At 42.0% G+C, this 25,271-nt stretch carries 13 protein-coding genes and 1 CRISPR repeat array; of the genes, 4 read left to right on the forward strand and 9 right to left on the reverse strand.

Features of this window, described 5'->3' with window-relative positions; all coding sequences use genetic code 11:
- Positions 1-164 precede the first annotated feature (164 nt).
- Positions 165-830, forward strand: a complete 666-nt coding sequence (locus tag CDG77_RS08475; protein WP_094328958.1) for a class I SAM-dependent methyltransferase — start codon at positions 165-167, stop codon at positions 828-830.
- A gap of 95 nt (positions 831-925) precedes the next feature.
- Here CDG77_RS08475 and CDG77_RS08480 read toward each other — a convergent pair whose 3' ends face one another.
- From CDG77_RS08480 to CDG77_RS08500, 5 genes are all read right to left on the reverse strand, one after another.
- The gene (locus CDG77_RS08480) at positions 926-2,602 is read right to left on the reverse strand and encodes a fasciclin domain-containing protein (protein WP_094328959.1); all 1,677 of its coding nucleotides are present in this window, start codon (positions 2,600-2,602) and stop codon (positions 926-928) included.
- A 771-nt stretch (positions 2,603-3,373) separates the two neighbouring features.
- Positions 3,374-6,610 (reverse strand): PAS domain-containing protein, encoded by a 3,237-nt coding sequence (locus tag CDG77_RS08485; protein WP_094328960.1) that lies wholly within the window; start codon positions 6,608-6,610, stop codon positions 3,374-3,376.
- A gap of 241 nt (positions 6,611-6,851) precedes the next feature.
- Positions 6,852-8,060, reverse strand: coding sequence for a NupC/NupG family nucleoside CNT transporter (locus CDG77_RS08490; RefSeq protein ID WP_094328961.1), 1,209 nt, complete (start codon positions 8,058-8,060; stop codon positions 6,852-6,854).
- A gap of 312 nt (positions 8,061-8,372) precedes the next feature.
- Positions 8,373-9,503: a non-hydrolyzing UDP-N-acetylglucosamine 2-epimerase gene (gene wecB / locus CDG77_RS08495; RefSeq protein WP_094328962.1), complete on the reverse strand. Its 1,131-nt coding sequence runs from the start codon at positions 9,501-9,503 to the stop codon at positions 8,373-8,375.
- A 252-nt stretch (positions 9,504-9,755) separates the two neighbouring features.
- Positions 9,756-10,130: a hypothetical protein gene (locus CDG77_RS08500; protein ID WP_094328963.1), complete on the reverse strand. Its 375-nt coding sequence runs from the start codon at positions 10,128-10,130 to the stop codon at positions 9,756-9,758.
- A gap of 732 nt (positions 10,131-10,862) precedes the next feature.
- Between CDG77_RS08500 and CDG77_RS08505 the strand changes: the two genes are divergently transcribed.
- Together CDG77_RS08505 and CDG77_RS08510 are read left to right on the forward strand one after the other, a co-directional pair.
- Entirely contained in the window at positions 10,863-12,146 is a 1,284-nt protein-coding gene (locus CDG77_RS08505) for a type IV pilus twitching motility protein PilT (RefSeq protein ID WP_094328964.1), read from the forward strand.
- A 164-nt stretch (positions 12,147-12,310) separates the two neighbouring features.
- The gene (locus tag CDG77_RS08510; RefSeq protein ID WP_094328965.1) at positions 12,311-13,078 is read left to right on the forward strand and encodes a circadian clock KaiB family protein; all 768 of its coding nucleotides are present in this window, start codon (positions 12,311-12,313) and stop codon (positions 13,076-13,078) included.
- Between the two features lie 538 nt (positions 13,079-13,616).
- Positions 13,617-15,232: direct repeats of the CRISPR family, unit length 37 nt; unit sequence ATCGCAATCAACTAAAATCCCTATTAGGGATTGAAAC.
- 9 nt (positions 15,233-15,241) lie between these two features.
- Here CDG77_RS08510 and CDG77_RS08515 read toward each other — a convergent pair.
- The 3 genes from CDG77_RS08515 to CDG77_RS08525 all read right to left on the reverse strand — a co-directional run bounded on the left by CDG77_RS08515 (position 15,242) and on the right by CDG77_RS08525 (position 20,574).
- Positions 15,242-16,153 (reverse strand): M23 family metallopeptidase, encoded by a 912-nt coding sequence (locus CDG77_RS08515; RefSeq protein WP_094328966.1) that lies wholly within the window; start codon positions 16,151-16,153, stop codon positions 15,242-15,244.
- Positions 16,154-16,479: 326 nt separating this feature from the next.
- Complete coding sequence (locus tag CDG77_RS08520) at positions 16,480-16,917, reverse strand: DUF6918 family protein (protein ID WP_094328967.1); 438 nt, start codon at positions 16,915-16,917, stop codon at positions 16,480-16,482.
- 315 nt (positions 16,918-17,232) lie between these two features.
- A complete protein-coding gene (locus tag CDG77_RS08525; protein WP_094328968.1) occupies positions 17,233-20,574 on the reverse strand; it encodes an efflux RND transporter permease subunit in 3,342 nt (1,113 codons plus the stop codon).
- 815 nt (positions 20,575-21,389) lie between these two features.
- Here CDG77_RS08525 and CDG77_RS08530 point away from each other — a divergent pair.
- Positions 21,390-23,183, forward strand: coding sequence for a matrixin family metalloprotease (locus CDG77_RS08530; protein ID WP_094328969.1), 1,794 nt, complete (start codon positions 21,390-21,392; stop codon positions 23,181-23,183).
- Positions 23,184-23,324: 141 nt separating this feature from the next.
- On the opposite strand, the gene CDG77_RS08535 is transcribed toward CDG77_RS08530, so the two are convergent.
- Positions 23,325-24,980, reverse strand: coding sequence for a mechanosensitive ion channel family protein (locus CDG77_RS08535; RefSeq protein WP_094328970.1), 1,656 nt, complete (start codon positions 24,978-24,980; stop codon positions 23,325-23,327).
- Between the last annotated feature and the right edge of the window lie 291 nt (positions 24,981-25,271).

The following is a 25,271-nucleotide window of genomic DNA, read 5'->3' on the forward strand; positions in this document are numbered from 1 at the left end:
CCCCAATATTAGGACGGGCAAGATGCCCATCCCACAAGAAAATTTGGGATATTTTTTTATTTGGAAGTCCCTTAGCAGATAAATTCTAAAATTTAGTTAGTATATTATTAAACTGCTCTTAGGCGATAGTATAGCTGTAGATTCTTGAAATTCTCTCATCTATCATGCCAAAACAGTCTCTAGGTCTTGATAACCAACTCTATAATTACCTTTTATCGGTTTCGCTGCGGGAACCGGAGATTCTTTTGAAGTTGCGCCAAGAAACCGCTAGCCATCCCAGAAGTACAATGCAGATTTCACCAGAACAAGGACAATTTATGAGACTACTGGTGCAGCTGATTGGAGCCAAGAAAACCCTGGAAGTTGGCGTATTTACAGGTTATAGTTCCCTCTCAGTAGCCTTAGCACTTCCTGAAGATGGCAAGATTATCGCTGCTGATGTGAGTGAAGAATTTACTGCGATCGCCAGGCGATATTGGCAGGAAGCCGGAGTTGCTGATAAAATCGATCTGCGACTAGCACCAGGTTTGGAAACTTTAGATCGACTGTTGGCAACCGATCAAGCCGAGACATTTGATTTTGCCTTTATTGATGCTGATAAAGAAAATTATGATGGATATTATGAGCGATCGCTGCAATTAGTTCGTCCAGGCGGATTGATCGCTATTGATAATGTTTTATGGTCTGGGCAAGTTGCTGACCCGCAAAACCAAGATGAAAGCACCCAAGCTATCCGGGCGCTTAACGAAAAGTTACATTATGATGAGCGGGTTACACTCTCCCTTGTCCCGATCGCAGATGGGCTGACTTTAGCTATCAAGCGATCTTAATATAGTTTGATTTCAAATTACTTAGCAAAACAATAGCCAAAACCATTATTTCCACATAGGGGCAATTCATGAATTGCCCCTAGTTGTATCTTTAGTTAGAAGTTGTAGCCAAGCCCTAATTGTAGCCCGACATCAGTATCATCCAAAAAAGCAGCATTTACAGCCCCATTTAACGTAAATCGAGAACCGAGAGGAATGTCTACACCACCAGTTAGGAGTAATCCAATATCGGTATTGTTATTAATTTCAATGGCTACGCCAGCGCCGATATAAGGAGATATAAAAAAGCTTCGTTGACCCACCTCGGCACTTGCGCGAGGAGTAAAATCCAAAGTCAAGGGAACCATAAACAATGTATCATCGCCAAAGATGACTGATGGCCGCACTGAGATATTGCGTGTCAGACCAATTTTGCTGAATACTGCAAAGTTACTATCGCTTAAAGCTGAATCGTTACCGCTCAAACCAATGTTACCACCAACCCCTATATAGCTAGGGCCACCAAGAGTAGTTCTACCTGGTCTAACACTAGGTGTTGTGCCATCTGTATTTCCTGTTGGTGGTTGATTTAATTGACTGATGTTAACATCAGGCGGGACAAGAACTTGGTTAATTGCATGGATAACACCATTGCTTGCTTTAACGTCTGCTTGGATAATTCTGGCATTATTCACCGAGATTTGATTGCTAGCGCGATCGATTTGAATATTTACCGGTTTTTCTTCAGCAGTATTCAGTTCCCCAGCCGTGAGTTGACTAGAAGTTACTGCACCAGGAACGACATGGTATGTCAATATCTTAATCAATGCTTGTTTGTTCTCTGGTTGCTGTAACTGCTGTAATGTCGCAGCAGGTAAAGCGGCAAATGCTTGATCGGTGGGAGCGAAGACTGTATAAGGGCCTGCCTGTTGAAGAATATCTGTTAAACCAGCTGTCTTTAATAAAGAAGTCAGAGTTGTAAGAGAACTACTGGATGAAGCAAGAGTCACAATATCGCTACCGGTTTGAGTTCCACCGACAATATACTGACTAGCTGAAAGATTGCTAGCAATGGGTTGCACTCGTCCCTGTTTAGCCAAAGCTTGATATAAAAGTGCCGCAGCTTCAGCACGAGTCAGAGACTGTTGTGGATTGAGTTGTTTAACATCTGGATAATTAACAACAATATTGGATTGTGTGGCAGCAGTAACACTTGCAACAGCATAGTTCGGGATACTTGAGGCATCAGTGTAGTAGGTGCTGAGGTCACTACTGGTTCCAGTGCTGCTAGCGGTCAAACCCAAACCACTTGTTAAAGCAACGATCGCCTGTACCTTGGGTATTTGTTGATTTGGTGAAAATACGTTCCCAGGATAGCCTGCCAAAAATCCAGTTTCGTAGGCGAACTGAATTGCAGAAACCGCCCAATAGCCAGCAGGAACATCACTAAATCCGCCTGCGGTTAATTGTCGAACTCGGTTTTGGTTAGGGAAAGCTTTTTGAATCAGGGCAGCAAATTCAGCACGAGTCACAGCTTGATTTGGTCTGAAGCTGCCATCAGGAAAGCCAGCAATCACGTTATTGTCAGCTAGGGCTTGAATGAAGGGATGCGCCCAATAATCTGTGGAGACATCAGACAAGTTAACTGTTGAAGTAGGCGATGGTGTCGCTGATGGAACAGTATTTTGAGATGAAGCTGGGGTAGAAATTACGATAGGAGTTATTGTAGCAGCTGTCATTCCCAGAACTAGTAAAGCAACCCTTGCTGATGGCCAACGAAAAAAACTAAACATGGAAAATACCCTCTTTTGAAATTCTTGGATTGACTTTGGGAAAATACTGGATGCAAGGTTAAGTGAATATTAAGTATCCAGATGGTTGCTTGGTTTACCTCGACATGGGAACCACAAATACAACCCTTAACTCTGGAAAATTTAAATGTTGGACATTATGAGTAGCTGCTCTGACACCTCACCACATTTATCCAAATGTTCACCACACATAGTATTGGGATTCCTATTTGATTTTTAAAGAACCGCAGGTCACACTAATAACGATAAGCAGCGTTCCTGTGGTAAGATAGTATGTTGCAACAATAAAGACAATTAGTGCGATTAGGCGATTTTATAACTGATAAAATCGCAGTCAAGCAACAAGGTCATTGGCTTTTTATAGCCGCGTCTTTATAATTACCGAGGATGGTTAATACCGTCAAGTTAAATGTACCACGATCTTTAGCAAGATTTAAGAAATAAAATGTGTTTTGGCGATATGCTGTATTATTAATCTTTGATTAATATTATACAACTAACTAACGGCTGGATTTTGAGGAAAAACTTTCACTCTTTAGATAGTTGTCCTTGATGGTAAAATTTCAAATAATAAACTGGAAATTAGCGATCGCAATCAGAAATTAGGGGCATGATTGCGCCGAGGTTTTTGGCTAAGAATTATTCTTTTGCAAAAGCCAGTTTTCTAAAAATCAACCCAAGGATAAACTAGGGTTTTTGAATTTCATAGAAGTGCAACGTCTCTTCGTGTTTTGAGCAAGTCAGAAGCTTTACTTATCTTTGCTTTAGCAAATCTGCAATTGAGGTTAGTAATTCAGTTGGTTTTACTGGTTTGGCAATGTGTTTCTGGAAACCAGCTGCTAAGACTCGCTCCCGATCGCTTTCTCCAGCATAAGCGGTAAGAGCGATCGCCGGGATTTTCCCTCCTTTTTCCTTGGGCATAGCTCTAAGTAGCTTAATTAGGTTGTAGCCATCTATCTCTGGCATTCCGAGATCGCTGATTAATAAATCAGGTACGGTCTTGACAATGACAGCTATCGCCTCATTTGCCGATGCTGCAACTTTTGTCAGCGCCCCATTTTGTTGTAGCAAGAAATGCAAAAACTCCCGGGTGTCAGCATCATCATCGACAATTAATATCCGTATTCCGGCGATCGCTGACGAGTTAAATTTCTTCTCTGTTTCCTCTGCTTGCTCTGTCACCATACTTTCTGCCATCAGGGGCAGTGTAACAGTAAAAGTTGCTCCCTGTCCAATTCCTGGACTATCTGCGGTGACAATACCACCATGCAACTCTACCAGATGGCGAACTATTGCCAATCCCAGTCCCAGCCCACCAACTTTTTTGGTTGTACTGCTATCAGCTTGACGAAAATGTTCAAATACGTGGGGTAGGAATTCAGGGGAAATACCTTGACCTGTGTCTTTAACTTGAATCAGCGCTGAATGGGAAGTCAGTTCCCTACTCAATGATAAATTGATTTCCACTGAACCATTGGCAGGAGTGAACTTGACAGCATTGGAGAGTAAATTCCCCACAACTTGCTGTAAGCGATGATGATCGCCTGATACTTTACCAACATTGGAGTCAAGCTGCATTTTTATCTGAATAGATTTGCTTTCTGCTATTAACCGGACTGTTTCTAATGCAGAATTAATTACAGATGCCAGATTAACAGTGGCAAAAGTTAAGTTCAACTTACCGCGAATAATTCGGGAGACATCCAGCAACTCATCAATTAATTGAATCTGCAATTGAGCATTTCTTTCGATGGTTTCCAAGGCCCGATTTGTGGTAACTTCATCAAATTTGCGGCTTCTGAGGAGGGATGACCAGCCGAGAATGGGGTTGAGGGGCGATCGCAATTCGTGGGAGAGAATAGCGAGAAACTCATCTTTGTTCCGATTTGCCTGTTTGAGTTCTTCTGCTTGTTGTCTAAGTGCCTTTTCTAATTGCTTCCTTGGGGTTAAGTCAAGAATAAAACAGATCCAAGATACCGGATCTTCTTCCACCAAAGCACCACCAATTAGGATCGGAATGCGCGAGCCATCTTTGCGGATGTATTCTTTTTCAAAAGGATTACATACTCCAACCGTTAAAAGTTGCTCTAGCCCTTGGCGATCGAGAGCGTGATATTCTGGTGGAGTAATTTGTTGTGTGCGTACCTTACCTGCTAATAGTTCCTCTCGCGTGTAACCCACCATTTCTAAAAAAGCCTCGTTCGCCTCAGTAATCTGGTCAAGATTGGCGAACATAATGCCAATAATATTGGAATCAACTAAGCGCCTTAACTGAGTTTCCCGCTGGCGCAAATCATTTTCTACCTGTTTGCGCTGGGTAATATCCTGAGCAGTACCCATCATTTTGATTGGCTTACCCTCAGCATCACAAAAAATACGACCTTTAGCAGCAATCCAATGAATGCTACCATCAGACCAAAGGCTGCGGTATTCAATGTCATACTCAACCTTTTCTTTAAAAGAACGAGCGATCGCTTGATTGATGCGTTGATGGTCTTCTGGATGTACACAGTTGAGAAAAAGCTCATAGTCCATTTCGACTTCTGGGTTTAGTCCAAACAGCTGCTTACATTTCTCTGTCCAAATTAACTCGTTGGTAGTGATATTCCAAAACCACATACCCATTTCTGCGGCGGTAGTCGCTAACCGAATCCGTTCTTCACTTTCGCGCAGGTTTGTTTCAATTTGTTGGCGATCGCGTAGCGCAGCTTGCTGTTCGGTAATATCAGTACTAGCACCAACTACCCGGACTACCTGACCATTTCCATCCCGGACAGCAAACCCCTGGTCTTTCACCCACAAATAGCGGCCATCCTGGTGACGGACTCGATACTCAATGCTATAACGGTTGCCATTGGCCATACTAGCCATGAACTGGTCATTAACTCCTTCTTGGTCATCAGGGTGGATGAGTTTTTGCCACCACTCAAAGGTTGGTTCAGCTTCTTGTTGCGGGTAGCCAAAAACCTCAGTTAGACCCTGAGTTCTTTCCACAGTATTTCTTTGCATCTCCCAGTCATAGATTAGGCAATTAACCGCCGCCGCCGCTAGTTCAAACCTTTCATTACTTTGGCGCAGGGAAATTTCTGTGTGTCGTCGTTCTGTAATATCAAAAGCGATTCCCACAATATCTTTTGGGAATCCTTCAGCAGTTCTGCTATACACAGTGTCATAGCTACAAAACCAACGCCACTCTCCATTAGCATGTCGAATCCGATATTCAAAACTGAGAACTTCGCCCTGACAGGTAGAATTAAATTTTTCAAGATAGGTAGGGAGTCGGGCCAAATCTTCAGGATGGAGAAGCTGGGTACATAACTCTTTTCCCATTGCCTGGATTTGTGCTGGTGTGTAGCCCCAACCTTGAGCAATTTCGTAATTAACGTAAGCATTTCGCTGCTCAATTAGGTCATATATATAGAGTATCCCTGGAAGAGTAGCAGCAATTTTTTTAAACAAACTTTGACTATCCCACAGTGCCGGAAATTCATTTCCATCAACTTGTTGAGTCTCTTCAGTACAGTTACAGTTTTCATCAAGTTGTGCGGGCTGAGATCCTGTAATATCCGAAAAAGTTGTGACGATCGCGTAGGGAGTGGTTCCTCCACTTTGGAATAGAGGTTGTGAAGACAACAATAGCCAGATTAGCTCACCATTGGGCTTATAAAAGCCACATCCGACATTCAAGTAAGGTTTACCTGTTTTCTGAGCAGCGATCGCCGGGTGAGTCTCACGCAGCATTGGAGAGCCATTTTCATGAATAAATTGCCACTTGAAATTGAGCAAATTTTGCCCTACAAGCTCTTCTGCGGTTAGTCCCAGAATGCGATTACCAGCTGTATTGCAAGCCTGAATAGTGCCATCAGCCAACAGAAGCATCATTCCCTCTTCTTTCCAGGCTTGCAGCGAATAATCTGCTTTGTTACTAACTTGCTGGTGCAGCAGTTTCTCATTAGCCATCTGACTTTGGGACTTTTCCGCGTCTGGCATTCTATAAAGTTAAATAAATTTAAATTTAACGTAGGATTTAGCAGATCGTGTTTACATAGATTTTAGGGCAATTCTGTCAATTTTAGCCTAAATATTACTAGCTAGTGGGTATTATGACTGAAGACTTATGGTGCTACTGCGATCGCTGGTTTATTTCTTGATAAGTGGGCAGTCTATCCCTTTTTATTACTCTCATCAAATAAAAATCATCAACTTTTATTTTGATAGATTTTGAGCTTTTTCAAATCAATATCCCAGCAATACAAGCGGTGATAAAACCCGCTAACAATCCGCCAATCATCGCTCTTAAACCCATCCGAGCTAAATCATGCTGGCGATTAGGTGCTATCCCAGTAATGCCGCCAATTGTAATGCCAATTGAACCTATATTTGCAAAATTACATAAGGCGTAAGTCGCAATAATTACTGCCCGTTGAGAAATTTTACCACCTTCAATTAATGCCTTCAAATCCAGAAAAGCAATAAACTCATTGAGAATTGTCTTTGTACCCAATAACGCTCCCACTTGCCGACAATCAGCCCAAGGTACGCCCATCAGCCACGCCACTGGAGCCATAACAAAAGATAAAATCCACTGTAATGACATTTGTTGTAAACCTACAAATGCCCCCAACCATCCCAGCAGTGCATTTAAAGCAGCCAATAATCCCAAAAAGGCGATAATCATCACCCCAACATTAACTGCTAGCTTCACGCCGTCAATTGCTCCGGTAGTAGCAGCATCAATTACATTTACATAATTGGTTTCTACATTTGCTTTTGCTTTTCCAACCGTTTCTGATACTTCTGTTTCTGGATAGAGTAGTTTTGATACCACCAACGATGTAGGAGCAGTCATAAAAAAAGCAGCAATTAAGTGTTCTGCTGGTATCCCAAAGGAAAGGTATGCCCCTAGTACTCCAGCCGCAATTGTGGCAAAACCACCCGTCATCACAGCATGAAGTTCTGATTGCGTCATCTTTGCTATGTATGGTTTAACCATCAGCGCCGACTCTGTTGGCCCTAAAAAGATGTTACCTGCACAGGATAAAGATTCAGAACCCGATGTTTTCATTGTTTTCATCATTACCCACGCCATCACATTTACCACTCGCTGTAAAATGCCGTAGTAATACAAGACGCTAATGAAGGCAGAGAAAAAGATAATTGTCGGTAGCACTTGGAAGGCAAAGAAATGATCCTTAAAATTTTCTCCAAAGACAAATTTGGCACCAACATCAGAAAATGCTAAAAATTTGCCGACAAAATCTCCCAGAAATTTAAACACATTCAAACCCCAAGGAGTTTTAAGAATCACTAGTGCCAATGCAAACTCTAATCCCAAACCCCACCCCACTATCCGCCAACGCACCGCTTGACGATTAACCGAAAAGGCGTAGGATATACCGATAAAAACTAAGATTCCCAACGCAGAGATGGCGCGTTCCATATTTACTCCCAGAAAGGTATCGCTAAGGCACTTGGCCACAAAGCATACACAAAAATACGCCTTATTTTGTGGCTTTGTAGCTAATTACTTTTTCTATGCTCTTTTTAAGAAGTCAAAACATAATCCCCATAAATAAATTTAGGGGATTTAATCAGCGTGTCGTGTCTTGTAGATGCAAAGCGGTTTCTGGGAGAGTAACAAATATTCTGACTCCTGTTAGCGGATAGCTCAGGTTTAGGCGATTATGACTCCTGAATTCTTCTTTAAGCACCCTAAAAAACAGAAATTTGGCGGGAAGTTTAATCTAAGTTCCTAAGTTGATGTTTCTGATAAAAGACCCAAGTAATTTTGCACAATCTGTAAAATGCGCTCTGCTGCATGACCATCTCCAAAGGGATTAATTGCATTTGCCATTGCTTCATAAGCATCTGAATTGCTCAGTAACTCAGCAGCATTTGCAAAAATATTCTCACTCGTAGTCCCTACAAGTTTGGCTGTACCTGCTGTAACAGCCTCTGGTCTTTCGGTGGTATCTCTCAAAACCAATACTGGTTTTCCCAAGCTGGGGGCTTCTTCTTGCAAGCCACCAGAGTCAGTGAGCAAAAGATGCGATCGCCCAATTGCTCCCACCAGTTCGCCATAATCGAGAGGTTCTGTCAAGAAAATTCGCGGATGATTCCCTAAAAGCTCTTGTAATGGGACTCGCACTGTCGGATTGCGGTGTAATGGTAAAAGTATTGCTGTATCAGGAAACTTGTCTAAGATTTGTAAAAAGCCCTGAGCGATCGCTAAGAGGGGTTCTCCCCAATTCTCCCGCCGATGAACTGTTGCTAGCAGAACGCGATATGAATCCCAGTCTAAGCCTGGTACATTACAAACAGATTGGGTTGCAGCGACATTCAACAGCGCATCAATTACCGTGTTACCCGTCATGTGAATTTCACCCAAAACACCAGAACGGTGCAAATTTTCCACAGCCCAAGGAGTCGGCGCAAAGTGCAACTGAGTAATTTGAGAAATCAACCGCCGATTAGCTTCTTCTGGATAAGGATTGAAGATATCATCAGTTCTTAAACCTGCTTCCACATGACCAATAGGAATTTTTTGATAAAACGCTGCCAAAGCTGCCGCAAAAGCCGTTGTAGTATCTCCCTGCACCACCACTAAATCTGGCTTTTTCTCTTTAAATAACGCTTCTAACCCTTGTAAACTGCGGCAGGTAATATCATTTAGAGATTGCTGAACCTGCATAATTTCCAAATCATTATCTGCCTTGATGTTGAACAGTTGCATAACTTGCTCAACCATCTCCCGATGCTGTCCAGTTAAAATTACTTGCGACTCAAAAGCTGAAGACTTCTGGAAAACCTGAATCACTGGAGCGAGTTTAATCGCTTCGGGACGAGTACCCAAGATAATGCAAACCCGTTTTTGATTAGTCATTAGTCATTAGTCATCTGTCATTTGCCAATGGTTATAGTCAATGGTCTATGGTAAATAGTCAAGAGTTGGCAGTCAATCATCACACAAATCATAAATATAAAAGGATAAATCATATAAAAAGCATGAAAAAACCCGGCTTAATCGGGTAGATGCACTGTTTATCGAATTAAAATGCGATCGCATAACTAAAAAGCATGAAAAAACCCGGCTTAACCGGGCAGACGCACTGTTTGTCGTATTTACCTGTAATGACTAAATTTTAATCTCACAAGTTAAAGGGCAAGCAGCGTAAACAGTAGCCTGCATTTGGTCTGCCTCTCCATGCAGCCAACTTAACCATTTGACTTCATTAGGATGAACTCCTTTAAGAGTTAGCACACCCGCAGCCAATACAACTGCCATGACATTAAACATGATTAAAGCGCCTGCTACAAGCAAAACAGCACTAACAGGCATCACAGATTGCAAAACGATTGACAACAGACATCCGACCGTAGCCATCAAGACAACTAGTGGAAAACCCACAACTAACAAGCATACTGCTAATGTAAAAGTCCATATTAAAAAGCTTTTAATCATCAACAAGGAGTAGGTCTTTCCTTGATTAGAGCTTTGAGCAGAAACCATTGACTTTTCCTCCCAAAAATACACAACAATTTTTAATTTCAGTTAGATTCCGCTTTTCGCGAGTCAACTGATTTTCTTTCTCAGTGAAATCCAGTATATAAAAACTAATCGGAAAAATGAGCATTTATTTACTAAACTTTACAGTTAGTTTTTTGTAATTGTGGATGTAAGCTTGACCTTACATCTATTAGAAGAACTGGTCTTCTGCATCTATCTTCAGGTGTATAACCTCAAAGGTATGAGCTTTTAACCTTGATCCCCAGATATTGCTCCTACTCAGCTTAACATTTCTTATAAAAATTAATAGCTATTCTCATAATTTTTAAATGGGCTGAATAAATGAACAATCAGTATTTGTGTTGTTAATTGCTGGTAATTCGCGTCCATATCTGAGATAAATTTCTCATCTAAGGACTGAAAATATTTATGTTTAAACTAGCGTTATATAAATTACAAAGTAACCTATGTGCTATTACTGAGGTCTTTTGAGCCATTGGGTGTGTTAAACCAGTTTAGATAGGTTAAATAATTTCTCTAAATTTTCTGATTAGCAAAATTTCTGAAAAAAAAGATACAAATTGAGGTGGATGAAATGGATTGACCGTGGTTCTAGAATTTCGATCGCCTCCCATCACCATGAGAGCTTGCACGCAAGCATTCTCCAAAAGTCATCAAAGTAAGTGACTTGACTTCTCGCTAATTCAACTTTTTAACCGCCAAATGTGAAGATATATGACAGAATCACAGCCTCCATCAAATTCTAACTCTGTTACCGAACGTAACCTGCCCCCAGCGCCCCCAATGCCGCCACCTCCGCCAACCTTTAGCACACAGAGGCAGATGACGCAAACATTGGATATGTCAATGGAGAGGAGTACTAACGCTCCTGTTGCAGGTCATCGTCCGGTTGCTCCTCCGCCAATACCTAGTTCAGTTACCTCTAAAAACAGCAGTGCGGGACCCACTTTAGAGAAGTTGATCAGGGAAGCTTACGATCAGGGATATTCTGATTTGCACTTGGGTGTAAATGAAGTACCTCGCTTCCGCAGCCGAGGAGAAATTCAATCAATGGATTATCCAGAAACAGATAAAGAAGCTTTTATGAGTTGGTTGCGGGAGGTGATGAGTGAGGCGGAAATTCAGCGCTTTGAAGAACACCTAGAATTTGACGGAGCAACTCAATATGACTTTGCTCGCGTGCGGATTAATGTTTTTGGCACCCTTAGAGGGCCTGCGATGGTGTTGCGGTTGATTCCTCTAAAAATCTTAACTATGGAACAGTTGAGATTACCCCCGATTTTTCGGGATATTTGCCATCACCACAAAGGTTTAATTTTAGTGACCGGGCCCACTGGTTCTGGTAAGTCCACCACAATGGCAGCGATGGTTGACTACATCAATAAGGAGATGGCCAAGCATATCATCACCATTGAAGACCCGATCGAATTTATCCATCAAAGCCGCAAGTCTTTAGTCAAACAACGAGAAGTGGGAATGCATACCCGGAAATTTGACAACGCTTTGAAAGCAGCTTTGCGGGAAGACCCAGATTTGATTCTGGTGGGTGAAATGCGGGATAAGGAAACAGTCAACACCGCCCTAAAAGCCGCTCAGACTGGTCACTTGGTCATGGGAACCCTACACACTAATAGCGCTGTCAAAACCATTGAGCGGATTCTCAACCTCTACTCTGGTGACGAACAGGATGCAATGCGGGTAGCAATTTCTGAGTCTTTAGTGGCAGTAATTGCTCAAGGTTTGTGTCGTACAACTGACGGGAAGCGGGCTGCTTTCCACGATGTGCTGATTAATACTGAGGCGATTAAAGAATGGATCAAAGACGGTAAGTATGATGAAATTGGCGAGTTGATGAAACAAGCTAGCTTTGACGGGATGATTACGATGAATCAGTCATTGCTAAATCTCTATCAAGATGGTCGTATCACTGAAGAAACTGCTTTAGAAATGTCGCCAACTCCTAATGAAATGGCTCAGTTTCTCCGAGGTCGAGTTTAAGTGGGTACTGGAGATTAGGGATTGGGGATTAGGGGAGAATAATTGCTGTCTACTAAATATTGCCTAGTCCCCAGTCCCCAATTCCAAATATCTTTCCGATCCTGGTTGCAGTTATAGCTAAGGTAAAAGGTAAAAGAGAGAATTTTTACTTTTAGCTAGCCTTTGTGAATAACTTGACAACAAACAAACTATCTACACCTCAGTTGTTTAAAGGCATTGCCCTATTTACACCTGGAGGAGATTTAATTTACTGCATCGATCCTAGCAAGCAGGGTCGATGGCACTTGCATTTATGTTCGGCTTTGCAAGAAATCCTAGATTTACCAGAGCCACCGCACTTTTTAGTGCCTTGTTATACTGCGACTATTGACCACTGGTTAGATCCGCGCACTCAACAAGTGCGAACTTTTGCTGAAGCTTATCCGGCTGTAATTAGACATCAAGCTTTGCTTAATGCCATTTTTGGCACAGGGGAGTTAGTATGGCAAGCAGCTCCTTGGCAAGAGGGGTTGTGCGATCGCATGGTGCTAACAACTTATCGTTCCTCATTCCCGCAGCTTTGGGAAGATCGCGATTTAATTGTTCGTCTTGACCTTTCTGAACCTGTACCAAAATACCACCAGCCAGTAATAGTACAAAAAAAGGAAGTAATTACACAAGGCTATGTTCTCCGCTTGTTTGTAGCAGGCCATAGCAGTACAACCGAACGCATTCTGCAAAATCTACACGAATTGTTGGAGCGATCGCTGGGACATCCTTATACTTTGAAAGTGATTGATGTTTTAAGTCATCCAGAACAAGCAGAACTAAATCAGGTTTCTGCAACGCCTACCCTTGTCAAGGTTTGGCCTCACCCAATTCGGCGAATTGTTGGAGAGTTGGATCATGTAGAAAAGATTTTACAAATGTTAGCTGCTAAGGAAAAATTTTAAGTTTTATCACAAATTGAGGATTACAAAGTAAGATGCAGAAGTTTGAGAGGTAGCAATTGTTTTCGCTAGAAATAAAAGAAAGTCTCTAGTGGGAGCATCCCAAATATGCAGGGTTAATTTACATACGGAATTTTGACTTACCTCGGAGGATAAAAAACTAACCGCAAAGGACGCAAAGGACACAAAGGGAAGAGGATTTAAAAGGGTTTTTGCGTCAGTTCCGTATATTTTTGCCAAATTGGGATGCTCCCGTCTGTAGTAAGCTCATAGATCGTAAACTGCTTTGCAATCAGACCAGTTTTTTTGCCAAGTGCGCGAATGGGTAGGTGTTGGTGAAGAGGTTACTATAAAAATGGCTGAATTGCCGTGTATGTAAGAACTTGACGGCTGTAGAATCTTAAAGCCATCCGCGCACTTTATCTGGACTGGCTTTCAGCTATTTTCGGCTGGCACAATTGCCACTCCTCATGTTATGATTTTCCTATTCGCGCTATTGAACCTTGAAAACCAAATAACAAAAGGCTTTCAGATGCCAGCGATCGCAATCAACTAAAATCCCTATTAGGGATTGAAACAAGAAACAGTTAAACCTGTTGCCGCTATGCAATCATCGCAATCAACTAAAATCCCTATTAGGGATTGAAACTTGGGATCTTCACTACCTCTAGAGCTAATACGACTTATCGCAATCAACTAAAATCCCTATTAGGGATTGAAACGCGATCTATAGCATGGGGCGGCAAGAGTGGAACATCGCAATCAACTAAAATCCCTATTAGGGATTGAAACCCTTTGCTATCCCCTATATTCAGGGGGAAATTCAGATCGCAATCAACTAAAATCCCTATTAGGGATTGAAACTAGTACCTATACCTCAAAAATCTCAAAATATCTTTATCGCAATCAACTAAAATCCCTATTAGGGATTGAAACTTTGATTATTTCTACCAAAAAATAGTACTCAATATATCGCAATCAACTAAAATCCCTATTAGGGATTGAAACACTACGAACTACTAGGTAGGCTTGCAAATTAAAATCGCAATCAACTAAAATCCCTATTAGGGATTGAAACGAAAAGTACCTCAAACTTTCCGCTCCCGCGACGAAGATCGCAATCAACTAAAATCCCTATTAGGGATTGAAACATTGCTTTCGCCCTTCGGATGTATTGAGAATATTGCATCGCAATCAACTAAAATCCCTATTAGGGATTGAAACTGTATGATGAAACAGGAATTAATAAAGTTCCTAATATCGCAATCAACTAAAATCCCTATTAGGGATTGAAACAAATCTAATCTACTCTTACCAGTTTTAGGCTTAAATCGCAATCAACTAAAATCCCTATTAGGGATTGAAACCTCTCCCTTGCTAGCATTTCCGATGAAAGAAAGGATCGCAATCAACTAAAATCCCTATTAGGGATTGAAACTTTCTCTGACAGAAATGTTTCTTATGCGATTAAAATCGCAATCAACTAAAATCCCTATTAGGGATTGAAACTACCTCTATTAGGTAGTTTGGCTTGTTTAGATAGAGATCGCAATCAACTAAAATCCCTATTAGGGATTGAAACCTAGTAGACGTTAATAAAACAAAGATAAGTACAAATCGCAATCAACTAAAATCCCTATTAGGGATTGAAACTTTAATAACCAACGAAGACGAACCAGTTGCTGAGATCGCAATCAACTAAAATCCCTATTAGGGATTGAAACTCCAATCATCTCCTAAATCAGAGAAGTATCTTCTAATCGCAATCAACTAAAATCCCTATTAGGGATTGAAACTAAGTTGCTTTTGGATCTTGCTTGGTACACCGGGGAACGCATCGCAATCAACTAAAATCCCTATTAGGGATTGAAACCCAGGTTTGGCACTAGCACCAATTACATCTTGAATCGCAATCAACTAAAATCCCTATTAGGGATTGAAACTCAACTTATCCGTTGCTACTACAATACCGCCGACTACAATCGCAATCAACTAAAATCCCTATTAGGGATTGAAACTTGACTCAACATCAGAATTCAACTGTTACAGGATCGCAATCAACTAAAATCCCTATTAGGGATTGAAACCCATTTTTGAACTTTAGTACTATCATCCGCCTAATCGCAATCAACTAAAATCCCTATTAACGAATCTTAAATGCTAACTTTATGGCGATTTGGTTAAAGAATAAAATCTGTCAGAACGCATCTGAGTGCCATTTCGCCAAACTTCTACTTTTTCAGGGCTGACTAGATAATAGAAACTACCATTATCTGCTCGATATTTGCCTTGACCAATATTTAAAGCTGCAATTTTTATCGGCTTGCTTGGGTCTTGCTTCGACTGTCCAATATAAAATAACTGACCATTTTCTTCACAGACTTTTACACGAATATTTGCAGTCTCACCCTCAATGATGATAACTCCATTACACTGAATATTATTAATAGGTGCAAAAGCTATTGGAATTAGCTGTGAAGGTGAAGCTTGCTTTGCTATTGGGGGTGTCGAGACTGGGTGGTTAGGGTTATCAACTTGTTGAACTTTAGAAGCAGGAGAAACACTTGCAGTTAAGGATGTCAACAGACGAAGGGGATCAACTGCTATTTGACCATTTGGATGAACTTCAAAGTGGAGATGAGGGGCTGTACTATTGCCCGTAGATCCCATCTCAGCAATAATTTGACCTTGAATGACCTGTTGGCCCTTGCTCACCAACAAACGGCGATTGTGACCATAAATAGTAATACTGCCATCAAGATGTTTAATAGTTATGGCATTGCCTAATCCCCAATTATCCCAACCTGCTTTTACAACCCTACCCGATGCAGCAGCAATAATCGGAGTTCCAGATGCCCCTGCAATATCAATTCCTTCATGTTGATATTTGCGAAAGCCTTGAGAAATAAACCCTTGGGTTGGCCAAATCAGGTTAGAAGCAGGGATAGGAGTATGCTGTATTGGAGAATCACTTGCTAACTGTGTTAGGGCAGATGTAGTTGTATTTAAGACGACGGTTAAGGATATTAACCCAATTAATCCATAAGTGCGGTATCGATAAACAGTAATTTTTTTCATAAATTGCAAGCTTATTAAAACAATAATTCAGATAGTTTCTGATTATTTGCTGTTTCAAGCTAACTCGGAAAATATCAGGACGTTTAGCAGATAGAGCATCTTTAAAATCGAGATCCTCACCAAACACCTTGGTACTACAAGTACAATATTTGCCCCGTATGCCGGCCATCGGCGCACCGAATGGCAGCATACGTTTATCAATCGCTAGAGAACAAGGGTTTAAGACTCCCAATGTTGCGTCAGCTTCCTTCTTACTTCAGGAGGGGCGGTCAGTAAGCTTGCCGAAGTGTCGAATCCTATAAGTTATATTACTCCTGCCTTCTGCCTTAAACCTTAGTGTAATTATCGATTACCTTGGCAAAATCTGGCACTGCTTCTTCCACGTGCTTTTTAGCTGAACCGCGAAATTTTTCATAGGTTCCTCGCACAATTTGGCGTTTGGCGTTCTTGACCCTAGCATCAGTGACACTCAGTAGCGCATCTGCTGTATGAGAGCGATTTTTACTCAGGTGTCCAATCGGATCGCCTTTTTCTACGCCTTCACTCCAAATGGGATCGAGTGCCGTGAAGCACTGCGGCAGGATCTGCTCAACTACGTAGGGGATATACCCTGGCTTGACTCCCTTCAGGGCGGCGAAGGCAGTTTTCAAAGCAATACCGCTCATACCTGACTTGGATGCCAGCTGTACTTCTATCATGTTGCAACATTCATCTATGACCATAGCCTTTTTGGTCGGGTTTGAAAGTCCTTCGTTAAGTCCCATTTCACTTTTCCTTATCTAAGTACTTAATTTCTATTCGACTAACTTTTTTAGCAAGCAGGAAATTACAGAAAATGGTATCAAAGTTGGAGGATGTTATGAACATTACGCTCTCACTACTTAAGTAGGACTTACGCAAAAGTTAACGCACTAGGGGCAATTCATGAATTGCTCTAAGAAGAAAATTTTTCTTTTTGGCTATTGTTTGCGTAAGTCTTATTAAGGCTTCACCCATAATGCAATACGCTTGGATTCAGCCAGTACTCTTTGTCAAAGCCATTTTCTAGCGGGTTTAGGGGAAAGGGTCAATCATAAAATTTAGGTTATCCCATCTTGCTGAGACCTGAGTTGTGCCTCTGGCAGACTTGAACCAGAAGGTAAAGCCCTATGTTCAGATGCCGAAGTTCCATCTGGATAATCTGGAGGTTTTGAGCCACCCGATCGCTTCCGAGAAAATATAGCCTGAGCCAACGTCTTGACTAAGATGTACAAAATTGGCACTAGGAACAAACTCAAGAATGTCGCAAGCAGCAGTCCCCCAAAAAGCGCTGTTCCTAAAGACCAACGGCTGCTGGCTCCAGCCCCTTGAGAGATCACCAAGGGCAAAAATCCTAACAACGCTGCAAAGGAAGTCATTAAGATGGGTCGCAGACGTTCTTCCCCTGCTTTTACCGCCGCTCGCGTGTAGCTCATGCCTTGCTCGTGCAATTGATTGGCAAATTCCACGACTAAAATCGCGTTCTTTGCGGCTAAACCAATCAAAGTTACTAAACCGACTTGGCAATAGATATCATCTACAACTTTGGGGAAGAGGCTATCTGCCATGAAAATATTAGAACGTAGCCAAATCGCGGTCATCGCTCCCAAAACGGCTAGGGGAACTGTCAGCAAAATAATGATCGGGTCAATGTAGCTTTCATACTGAGCCGATAGCACCAGAAAGACAATAACGATCGCTAAGGCAAAAATCAAGCCCGTAGATCCCCCTGATGTCTTTTCCTGGAGATAAGTCCCTGTCCACTCGTAACCAAAACCTTGAGGTAAAGTCTCTGCTGCAACTTGCTCCATCGCTTTAATCGCTTCTCCCGAACTAGAACCGGGAGCCGGAGCGCCTTGTACTTTGATTGACCTGTACAAGTTATAATGCGAGATGGTTTTCGGCCCGACAAAGGGAGTAACTGTCACCAAATTGCTCAATGGAATCATTGCCCCACTTGCAGAGCGAACATACAGCTTGCCAATATCATCTGGATTAGAACGGAAAACTCCATCCGCTTGCACATATACCCGATACTGTCGCTGTCCCTGTACAAAGTCATTCACATATTGCGACCCCAAGTAACTTTGCAATGTCCCAAAGATGTCGTTGAGTTCGACATTTAGAGCTTTTGCTTGGTTACGGTTCACTTGGATGTCAAACTGAGGAGTGTCGGCGGTAAACTGAGTGAAGACTCTTTGTAAAACAGGCTTTTTATTTGCCGCCGCAATGAATTTTTGAGCAGTATCAACCAGGGTTTGAATTGGCGCACTTCCAGTTTTGTCTTGAATGATAAACTCAAAACCACCCGTACTACTTAACCCTCTAACCGGAGGCGCATTCACAGCGATCGCTCTGGCTTCTGTAATTGCAGAGAGCTTTTGGTTCAACCTCTGAAGTATTCCATAGACAGACTCAGATTCTTTAGTTCTCTCTTTCCAGGGTTTTAGGTTCGCAAAGGCAATGCCTAAATTAGAAGCATTGCCATCGAAACCAAAGCCACTGATCATAAAACTAGCTCTAACTTCGGGAGCCGATGTTACTTCTTTGACAACCTTGTTCATTACAGATTCGGTATATTTCAAAGAAACCCCATCAGGCCCCTGGACAACGACAAAGAAGTAACCTTGATCTTCCTCTGGAATAAATCCGGTAGGTACTGCTCTATACATCAAAACCGTTGCGACTAAACCAGTAATAAAAACCCCAATTACAATCGGTTTGATATGGGTGAGGTAACTAACAAACCCGACATATCGGCGTGTGAACCAGCTAAATCCCCGATTAAACTGCGTAAAAAACCACCCCAAAGGGCCCCGTGGAGTCTGAGCCGGGCGCATGAGGATGGCTGCCATACTTGGGGAGAAGGTTAAAGCATTGAAGGTGGAAATGGCAATGGAGCAAGCAACGGTTAACGCAAATTGTTTGTAGACAATCCCAGTAGTGCCTGGAATGAATGCAACTGGAATAAATACCGCCATGAGTACAAGTGAAGTGGCAATAATTGCCCCAGTCAACTCTTTCATGGCTTCGACAGCTGCCTCAAAGGGTCTCATACCCTGCTCTAGTTTGACTGCAACTGCCTCTACTACAATAATGGCATCATCAACGACAATACCGATCGCCAGAACGAAACCAAATAAGGTCAGTGTATTAATCTGAAATCCTAAAACCAAAAGGGCTGCACATGTCCCAACCAAAGAGACGGGGATCGCAACAGTGGGAATGATCGTGGTACGCCAGTCTTGCAAAAAGACGAAAATTACCAAGACCACTAGGACAATTGCCTCAACCAGAGTATGTAAAACTTCTTCTAAAGAAATTTCTACAAACGGAGTGGTATCAAATGCCAGCTGTGCTTTGAGACCAGGTGGAAAACTCTTCTCTAAGATTTTGATCTGCTCTTCAACAGCATGAGCAACGTTGAGGGCATTACTACCGGGAAGTTGATATATCCCCAAACCCACGGCTGCCTTGGGAGCATTTCCGGGGATAGTGAATTTGGCATCAGCGAGATAGCTTTCTGCTCCTAGTTCAACTCTACCAATATCTCTGACCTTAACTAGGGTGCTATTAGTGGTGCTATTAGTGGTGCCATTAGTAGTACCATTAGTAGTGCTATTAGTGCCGCCTTGACTCACCTTCAGCACCATGTCTTCAAATTCAGCCGCATCTTTAAATCGACTGGTTGCCCGTAAAGCAAATTCAAAGCTTTGATTATCTGGTGCTGGTTCCTTACCAATGGCCCCTGCACCCACCTGAATATTTTGTTCTTGCAGGGCAGTTGTCACATCTTGAGGAGTTAGTTGATGTTGGGCAAGCTTGTTGGGATCGAGCCAAAGACGCATGGCATATTTACGCTCCCCAAAAACCCTGGCACTTCCTACACCAGGAAGGCGTTTGATCTGATCGAAAATATACAGATCGACATAGTTACTGATAAAAATGTTGTCATACTCATTATTGTCTGAGTAAAACCCATAGACCAGAAGGAGACTGCTTGATGCCGTTTCAACGGTGACACCTGTTCGTTGAACAGTATCTGGCAGTTGAGGTTCAGCAAGTGCTTGTTTGTTTTGAACGTTTACTTGAGCAATATCGCTATTGACATTAGTTGGGAAGGAGACGGTTATATTGCTGGAACCATCATTACCCGTATTAGAAGATATATAAGATACATCTTTAACACCATTAATTTGTCGCTCAATAATGTTGGTGACAGTATTTTCTGTTGTTTGAGCATCCGCACCAGTATTGTTAGAGCTAACGGTGATTTGCACCGGAGCGAGGTCTGGTAGCTGAGAAATGGGAAGGATCGGAATACAGATGCTTCCCAGCAGTAAGATAATGAACGTACAGACCGTAGTTAGGACTGGACGTTTGATGAAGGTATTGACAAACATAAATCCAGGAACAGTTTAATACTGGTTATGGACGGAGTAGCTTGTTATTAATATAAGAATTTATTAAGCCTTAGTGTTAGCGATCGCACAAAATTGGGGATTGGGGATTTTTCAGAAGCCAAGGAGAGCAAGGGAGTGGAGTTCAACAGGTCGCGCCCAGGATTCCCCTCGACAAGCTTATTGGGGACTGGGGGCAGGGGACTGAGCAAGAAACTCGATTACAGCACTTCCTGCTGCTATGAGGTACAGATACTTGGAATGCTATTAGTAGTCTGTCAAGCTAGTAATGAAAAGTTTGTAGTAAGAACAAAGCGTGCTTAGAAAATCAGGACTTTAGTCCTGACTAGGAACTTTTTTACCCCAGATCAACGATAATTCGATTAATTAGTATACCTCATAACTTCAGTAAATACTGTAAAATTTGGTTTGGGTCTGAATCCCCATACTTATCTTAAGAGTCCCCTTAGACAGGTAAAGGCGCGATCGCTATTTTTCAGCGAGTCAAAATTAATCGCTAATTCTGGCTAAATTACAATGCAGTTTTCTGCAATCTTACATACATGTTTATGTATATGTGGATGCTAAATCTTGCATATAAAACTGCATAAAAGGTGAATGACTAATTTTTATACTTTTTTTATTATCTATTTTGTGAATGAGTTCGTAACTTTAGTTATAAGCATAATCACACCAACGGGCAAGATACCAAGCTACAAGGGGTTTTACTTCTGCTTGTATTTAGTAAAATCCTGGCTATATTTTCCCAAAAATAATTGAAGTAACTATCTATTTCTGATTCTGAAAAAGAGAAACCTATGTCTAATTTTGTTGGTTCTACTGGTGGTGTTACTAAAACTGGTTCAATTTATGTAGACAGCTTATTATGGGGCACTCGTTGGAAAATTGAAAACGACAATAGAAAAATTACTTATTCGTTTGTTGATAATCAGTCTTGGGATGACACTTTCTATAACGCTGAAAAGAATGCCTATACCAATGCAATAAAAGCCTGGTCAAATGTGGCTAACTTCCAACTAGAGTATTCTGGTTTTAATGATTCTCAAGCTGAGTTAACCTTTCATAGTGTTGATTCTTCTCTTTGGGACAGTGATGGCGTACTAGGTGAAGCAAATCCACCAGGAGAATCTGATGACGTTTATGGGCAAGGAGATGTTCGAGTTAACTGGGAGGTTTACCAAGACAATCCTGATGCAAAACTCGTAGTTGGTAGCTACTACTACTACACTTTTGTTCACGAAATTGGTCATGCTTTGGGATTAGCCCATCCTCACGATAATGGAGGAACTTCTTCCGTATTTCCTGGCGTTGACAATGCTTTTGATAAAGGTAACTTGAGTCTCAATCAGTTTGTGACAACAATCATGTCCTACAACACTGATAACAGTCCCTTTTCTCCTGGGTATGACGCAAATTGGGGATTTGCTGCGGGGCCAATGGCATTTGATATTGCAGCCATCCAACATATTTACGGTATCAATAAGACATACAACACAGGTAATAACGTCTATTTGCTTCCATCCTCTAATGGCGCAGGAACCTATTGGTCTTGTATTTGGGATGCAGGCGGAACAGATACCATAAGTGGTCAAAACGCAACTAATTCAGTCATTATCGACTTGAACAATGCTACTTTGGCGAATAACGATCCTGATGCTGGCGGCTTCATTAGTCAAGTTGTTGGTGTTAAAGGAGGATTTACGATCGCCAATTCCCAAGGCGGTATATCTGTTATTGAAAATGCCATAGGAAGCAACTTTAATGACACTTTAACAGGGAATCAATACAACAATTATCTCTCTGGCCAAGGCGGGAACGATGTCATCGATGGAAAAGCTGGAAATGACAGTCTCGATGGCGGCGCTGGCAATGACACTCTCTATGGTGGCGCTGGAAATGATACGCTCAATGGCGGCACTGGCAATAATACTCTCTATGGCGGCACTGGCAACGATCGCTATATATTCAATAGTGATAATTACATAACTATCACCGAATATGCTAATGAAGGCACAGACACGGTTGAGTCTGCCTACAACTTTAACTTAGGCCCAGCTTATTTAGAAAACCTCATTCTCAAAGGCAGTTCTGCAATCAACGGCACTGGTAATAGTCTCAACAACACAATTACAGGTAACGCTGCTAACAATCAACTCAATGGTGATGCTGGCAATGACACTCTCAATGGTGGCGCTGGTATTGACATCCTCACTGGTGGTACTGGTAATGACATCCTCACTGGTGGTACTGGTAATGACATCCTCACTGGTGGTACCGGAGGCGATCGCTTTACATTCAACTCTAGCAGCGAAGGAATCGATCGGATTACTGATTTTAGCGTAGTGGATGATACGATTTTTGTCTTTGCGGCTGGTTTTGCTGGAGGGCTAGTTGCTGGTGCGGCGATCGCTACCAATCAATTTTTTATTGGTTCGGCAGCAAATACAAGTAGCCAAAGATTCATTTACGACAAAGGTAATGGTTCTCTCTTCTTCGATCGAGATGGCGCAGGAGCGATCGGCAAAATCCAGATTGCTACACTCAATACCGGATTGTCCCTGAGTAATGCAGATATTTTCGTTGCTGCTTAGGTATTTGTAAACTACCTACGCTGCAAGCTTCGTATACAGCGTAGGGTTCGGTAATCACAGGGGTGTGCCCAAACTTAGACTTCGAGGCGACACAAGCTTTTGGGCTTAACAAGAGTGCCACTCAGTAATGAATCCAAATTTTTAATGGGTTTTGCCGTTACCCTGAAAATTTAACGACTGCTCGTCATTTACCCAAATTGCTTGTTGAGGCACAGAAATGGAAATTCCGGCTTCGTCTAGGGCAACTTTCAGACGGCGGCGAAACTCCCGTGCTACATCCCATTGCTTGAGGGGCTGTGTTTTAATCCAGACACGAATAATCAAACCGCGATCGCCAAATTGATCTATTCCCAAAACTTGCGGCGGTTCCAAAATTTGACGCTGCCATTGCATTTCTTGGTTCATCTCGAAAGCAACTGTTTCAATCAACTTCAAAGCCTCTTCTGTATTGGCTTGATAGGCGATGGGAACCGTTAAATCGGCACGTGACCAACGACTAGAAAGATTCGCTACAACTTTAATTTCACCATTGGGAATTGTGATCAAGCGCCCTTCGGAATCCCGCACTTGGGTCATCCGCAGATTCAGATTTTCTACTAAGCCTCCCACGTCTCCCACATTAATTACATCGCCTAAAGCATACTGGTCTTCTAAAATAATCAGAAAACCATTAATCGCATCTTTAATTAAGTTTTGTGAAGCCAAAGATAATGCAACACCAACTAAACTGGCACCCGCTAGCAAGGGAACAATATCTATCCCCAAGGATACCAGCGCTAGCAAAAAACCTACTCCTATCCAGATAGCAGTAGTGATACTTTTAGTCACGCCAGAAAATGTGGAAACTCGCAGTTGTAGCCGTGCAGAACTTTCTGGGGTCAGGAAAGCACCACTACTGATCAGAGTGGAGGCGAAGCGGTCAATTAGGGCGTATGTCAAACGGATGGCTACATAGATTCCCAGGCATACAACACCTAATCGCAAAGGGAATTGGAAAGCATTAAGAATTCCTATCTGAAACCCTCGTGTATAGGGAAATAGACCCAAAATAAAAAAGCTTCCACCTCCCCAAATCCCGGCTTGACTTAGCTGAAATAATCGTCTTTTGACTTCTTGAAGATGCTTCTTTTGCTGTTGATTCAGTTGTGTTGTAATTGGTTGATTTGCTGCTGGTGAAATTGGGGAGTTTAGCAGCTCTCTGGGGGGTTGGGAGGCGATAGGATTGACTGAAGAATCCTTTTGGGAACGTCGCTGCCAGCCATATAGACCCAAACTCATAATCACCATTATTACTCCGGTACCCGTAGCAATTTTACCTTGGTCGATTAAAGATTGAGTTTGTCTTTCTTGCTTTGCTTGTTGTAAGTCTTCTTGTAACGATTCAGCGACTTGATTTGCCGATGTCGATATATCTACTTGTCGCAGTCCAGCATCCTCGGAAGTAACGGTCATCAGATATTGGTCATTGACATAAATTACTGGTAATTCGTTGACTTTCCGAACTTCTACCTTGATTGCTGTTTTTGCTGGTGACTGAAAGTAATTTTGACCAATTTTCTCCAACTTCTTTTGAATATCTTCTGAACGTTCAGGAAAGTTGGTTCTTGATGCCGCTATTTGAAATAACCGACGACCATCTAAATAAATCCAGCCCGAAACAACTCTGTTATCTGAATCATTGCTCACACTGCTGGGAGCTTGCAGTTGCGGTAAAAATGGAATCTGGGCTGTGGCTTTCGGTACAGATACAACGCATACGGCCATTGAACTAGCGATCGCCAAAAATTGAAAACGCACTCAAACACCTCCTTAAATCAAATCTACTGGTGACTACTTCTATAACTATCCTCCGCAATAACTTTGGGTAGATGTACCTATCTAAAGTTGAGATTTTCCCTTTAGACGATGAAATTTCGATGTTTTTTTGTTTGTCCTCTATCTTTAGACAGGTGACAAGGTATTGAGAATCAGCAGGTAAGGCTGATAAGAGTCTTGCTCTTACCAAAGATAAAACAAAAAGGAAGAACCTGGAGAGAAAGTTGACATTCCACCGATCAAACGTCAAGCTAGTTTTGAGGGCTATTAACT

Source organism: Nostoc sp. 'Peltigera membranacea cyanobiont' 213 (genome assembly GCF_002245975.1).
Classification (GTDB): domain Bacteria; phylum Cyanobacteriota; class Cyanobacteriia; order Cyanobacteriales; family Nostocaceae; genus Nostoc.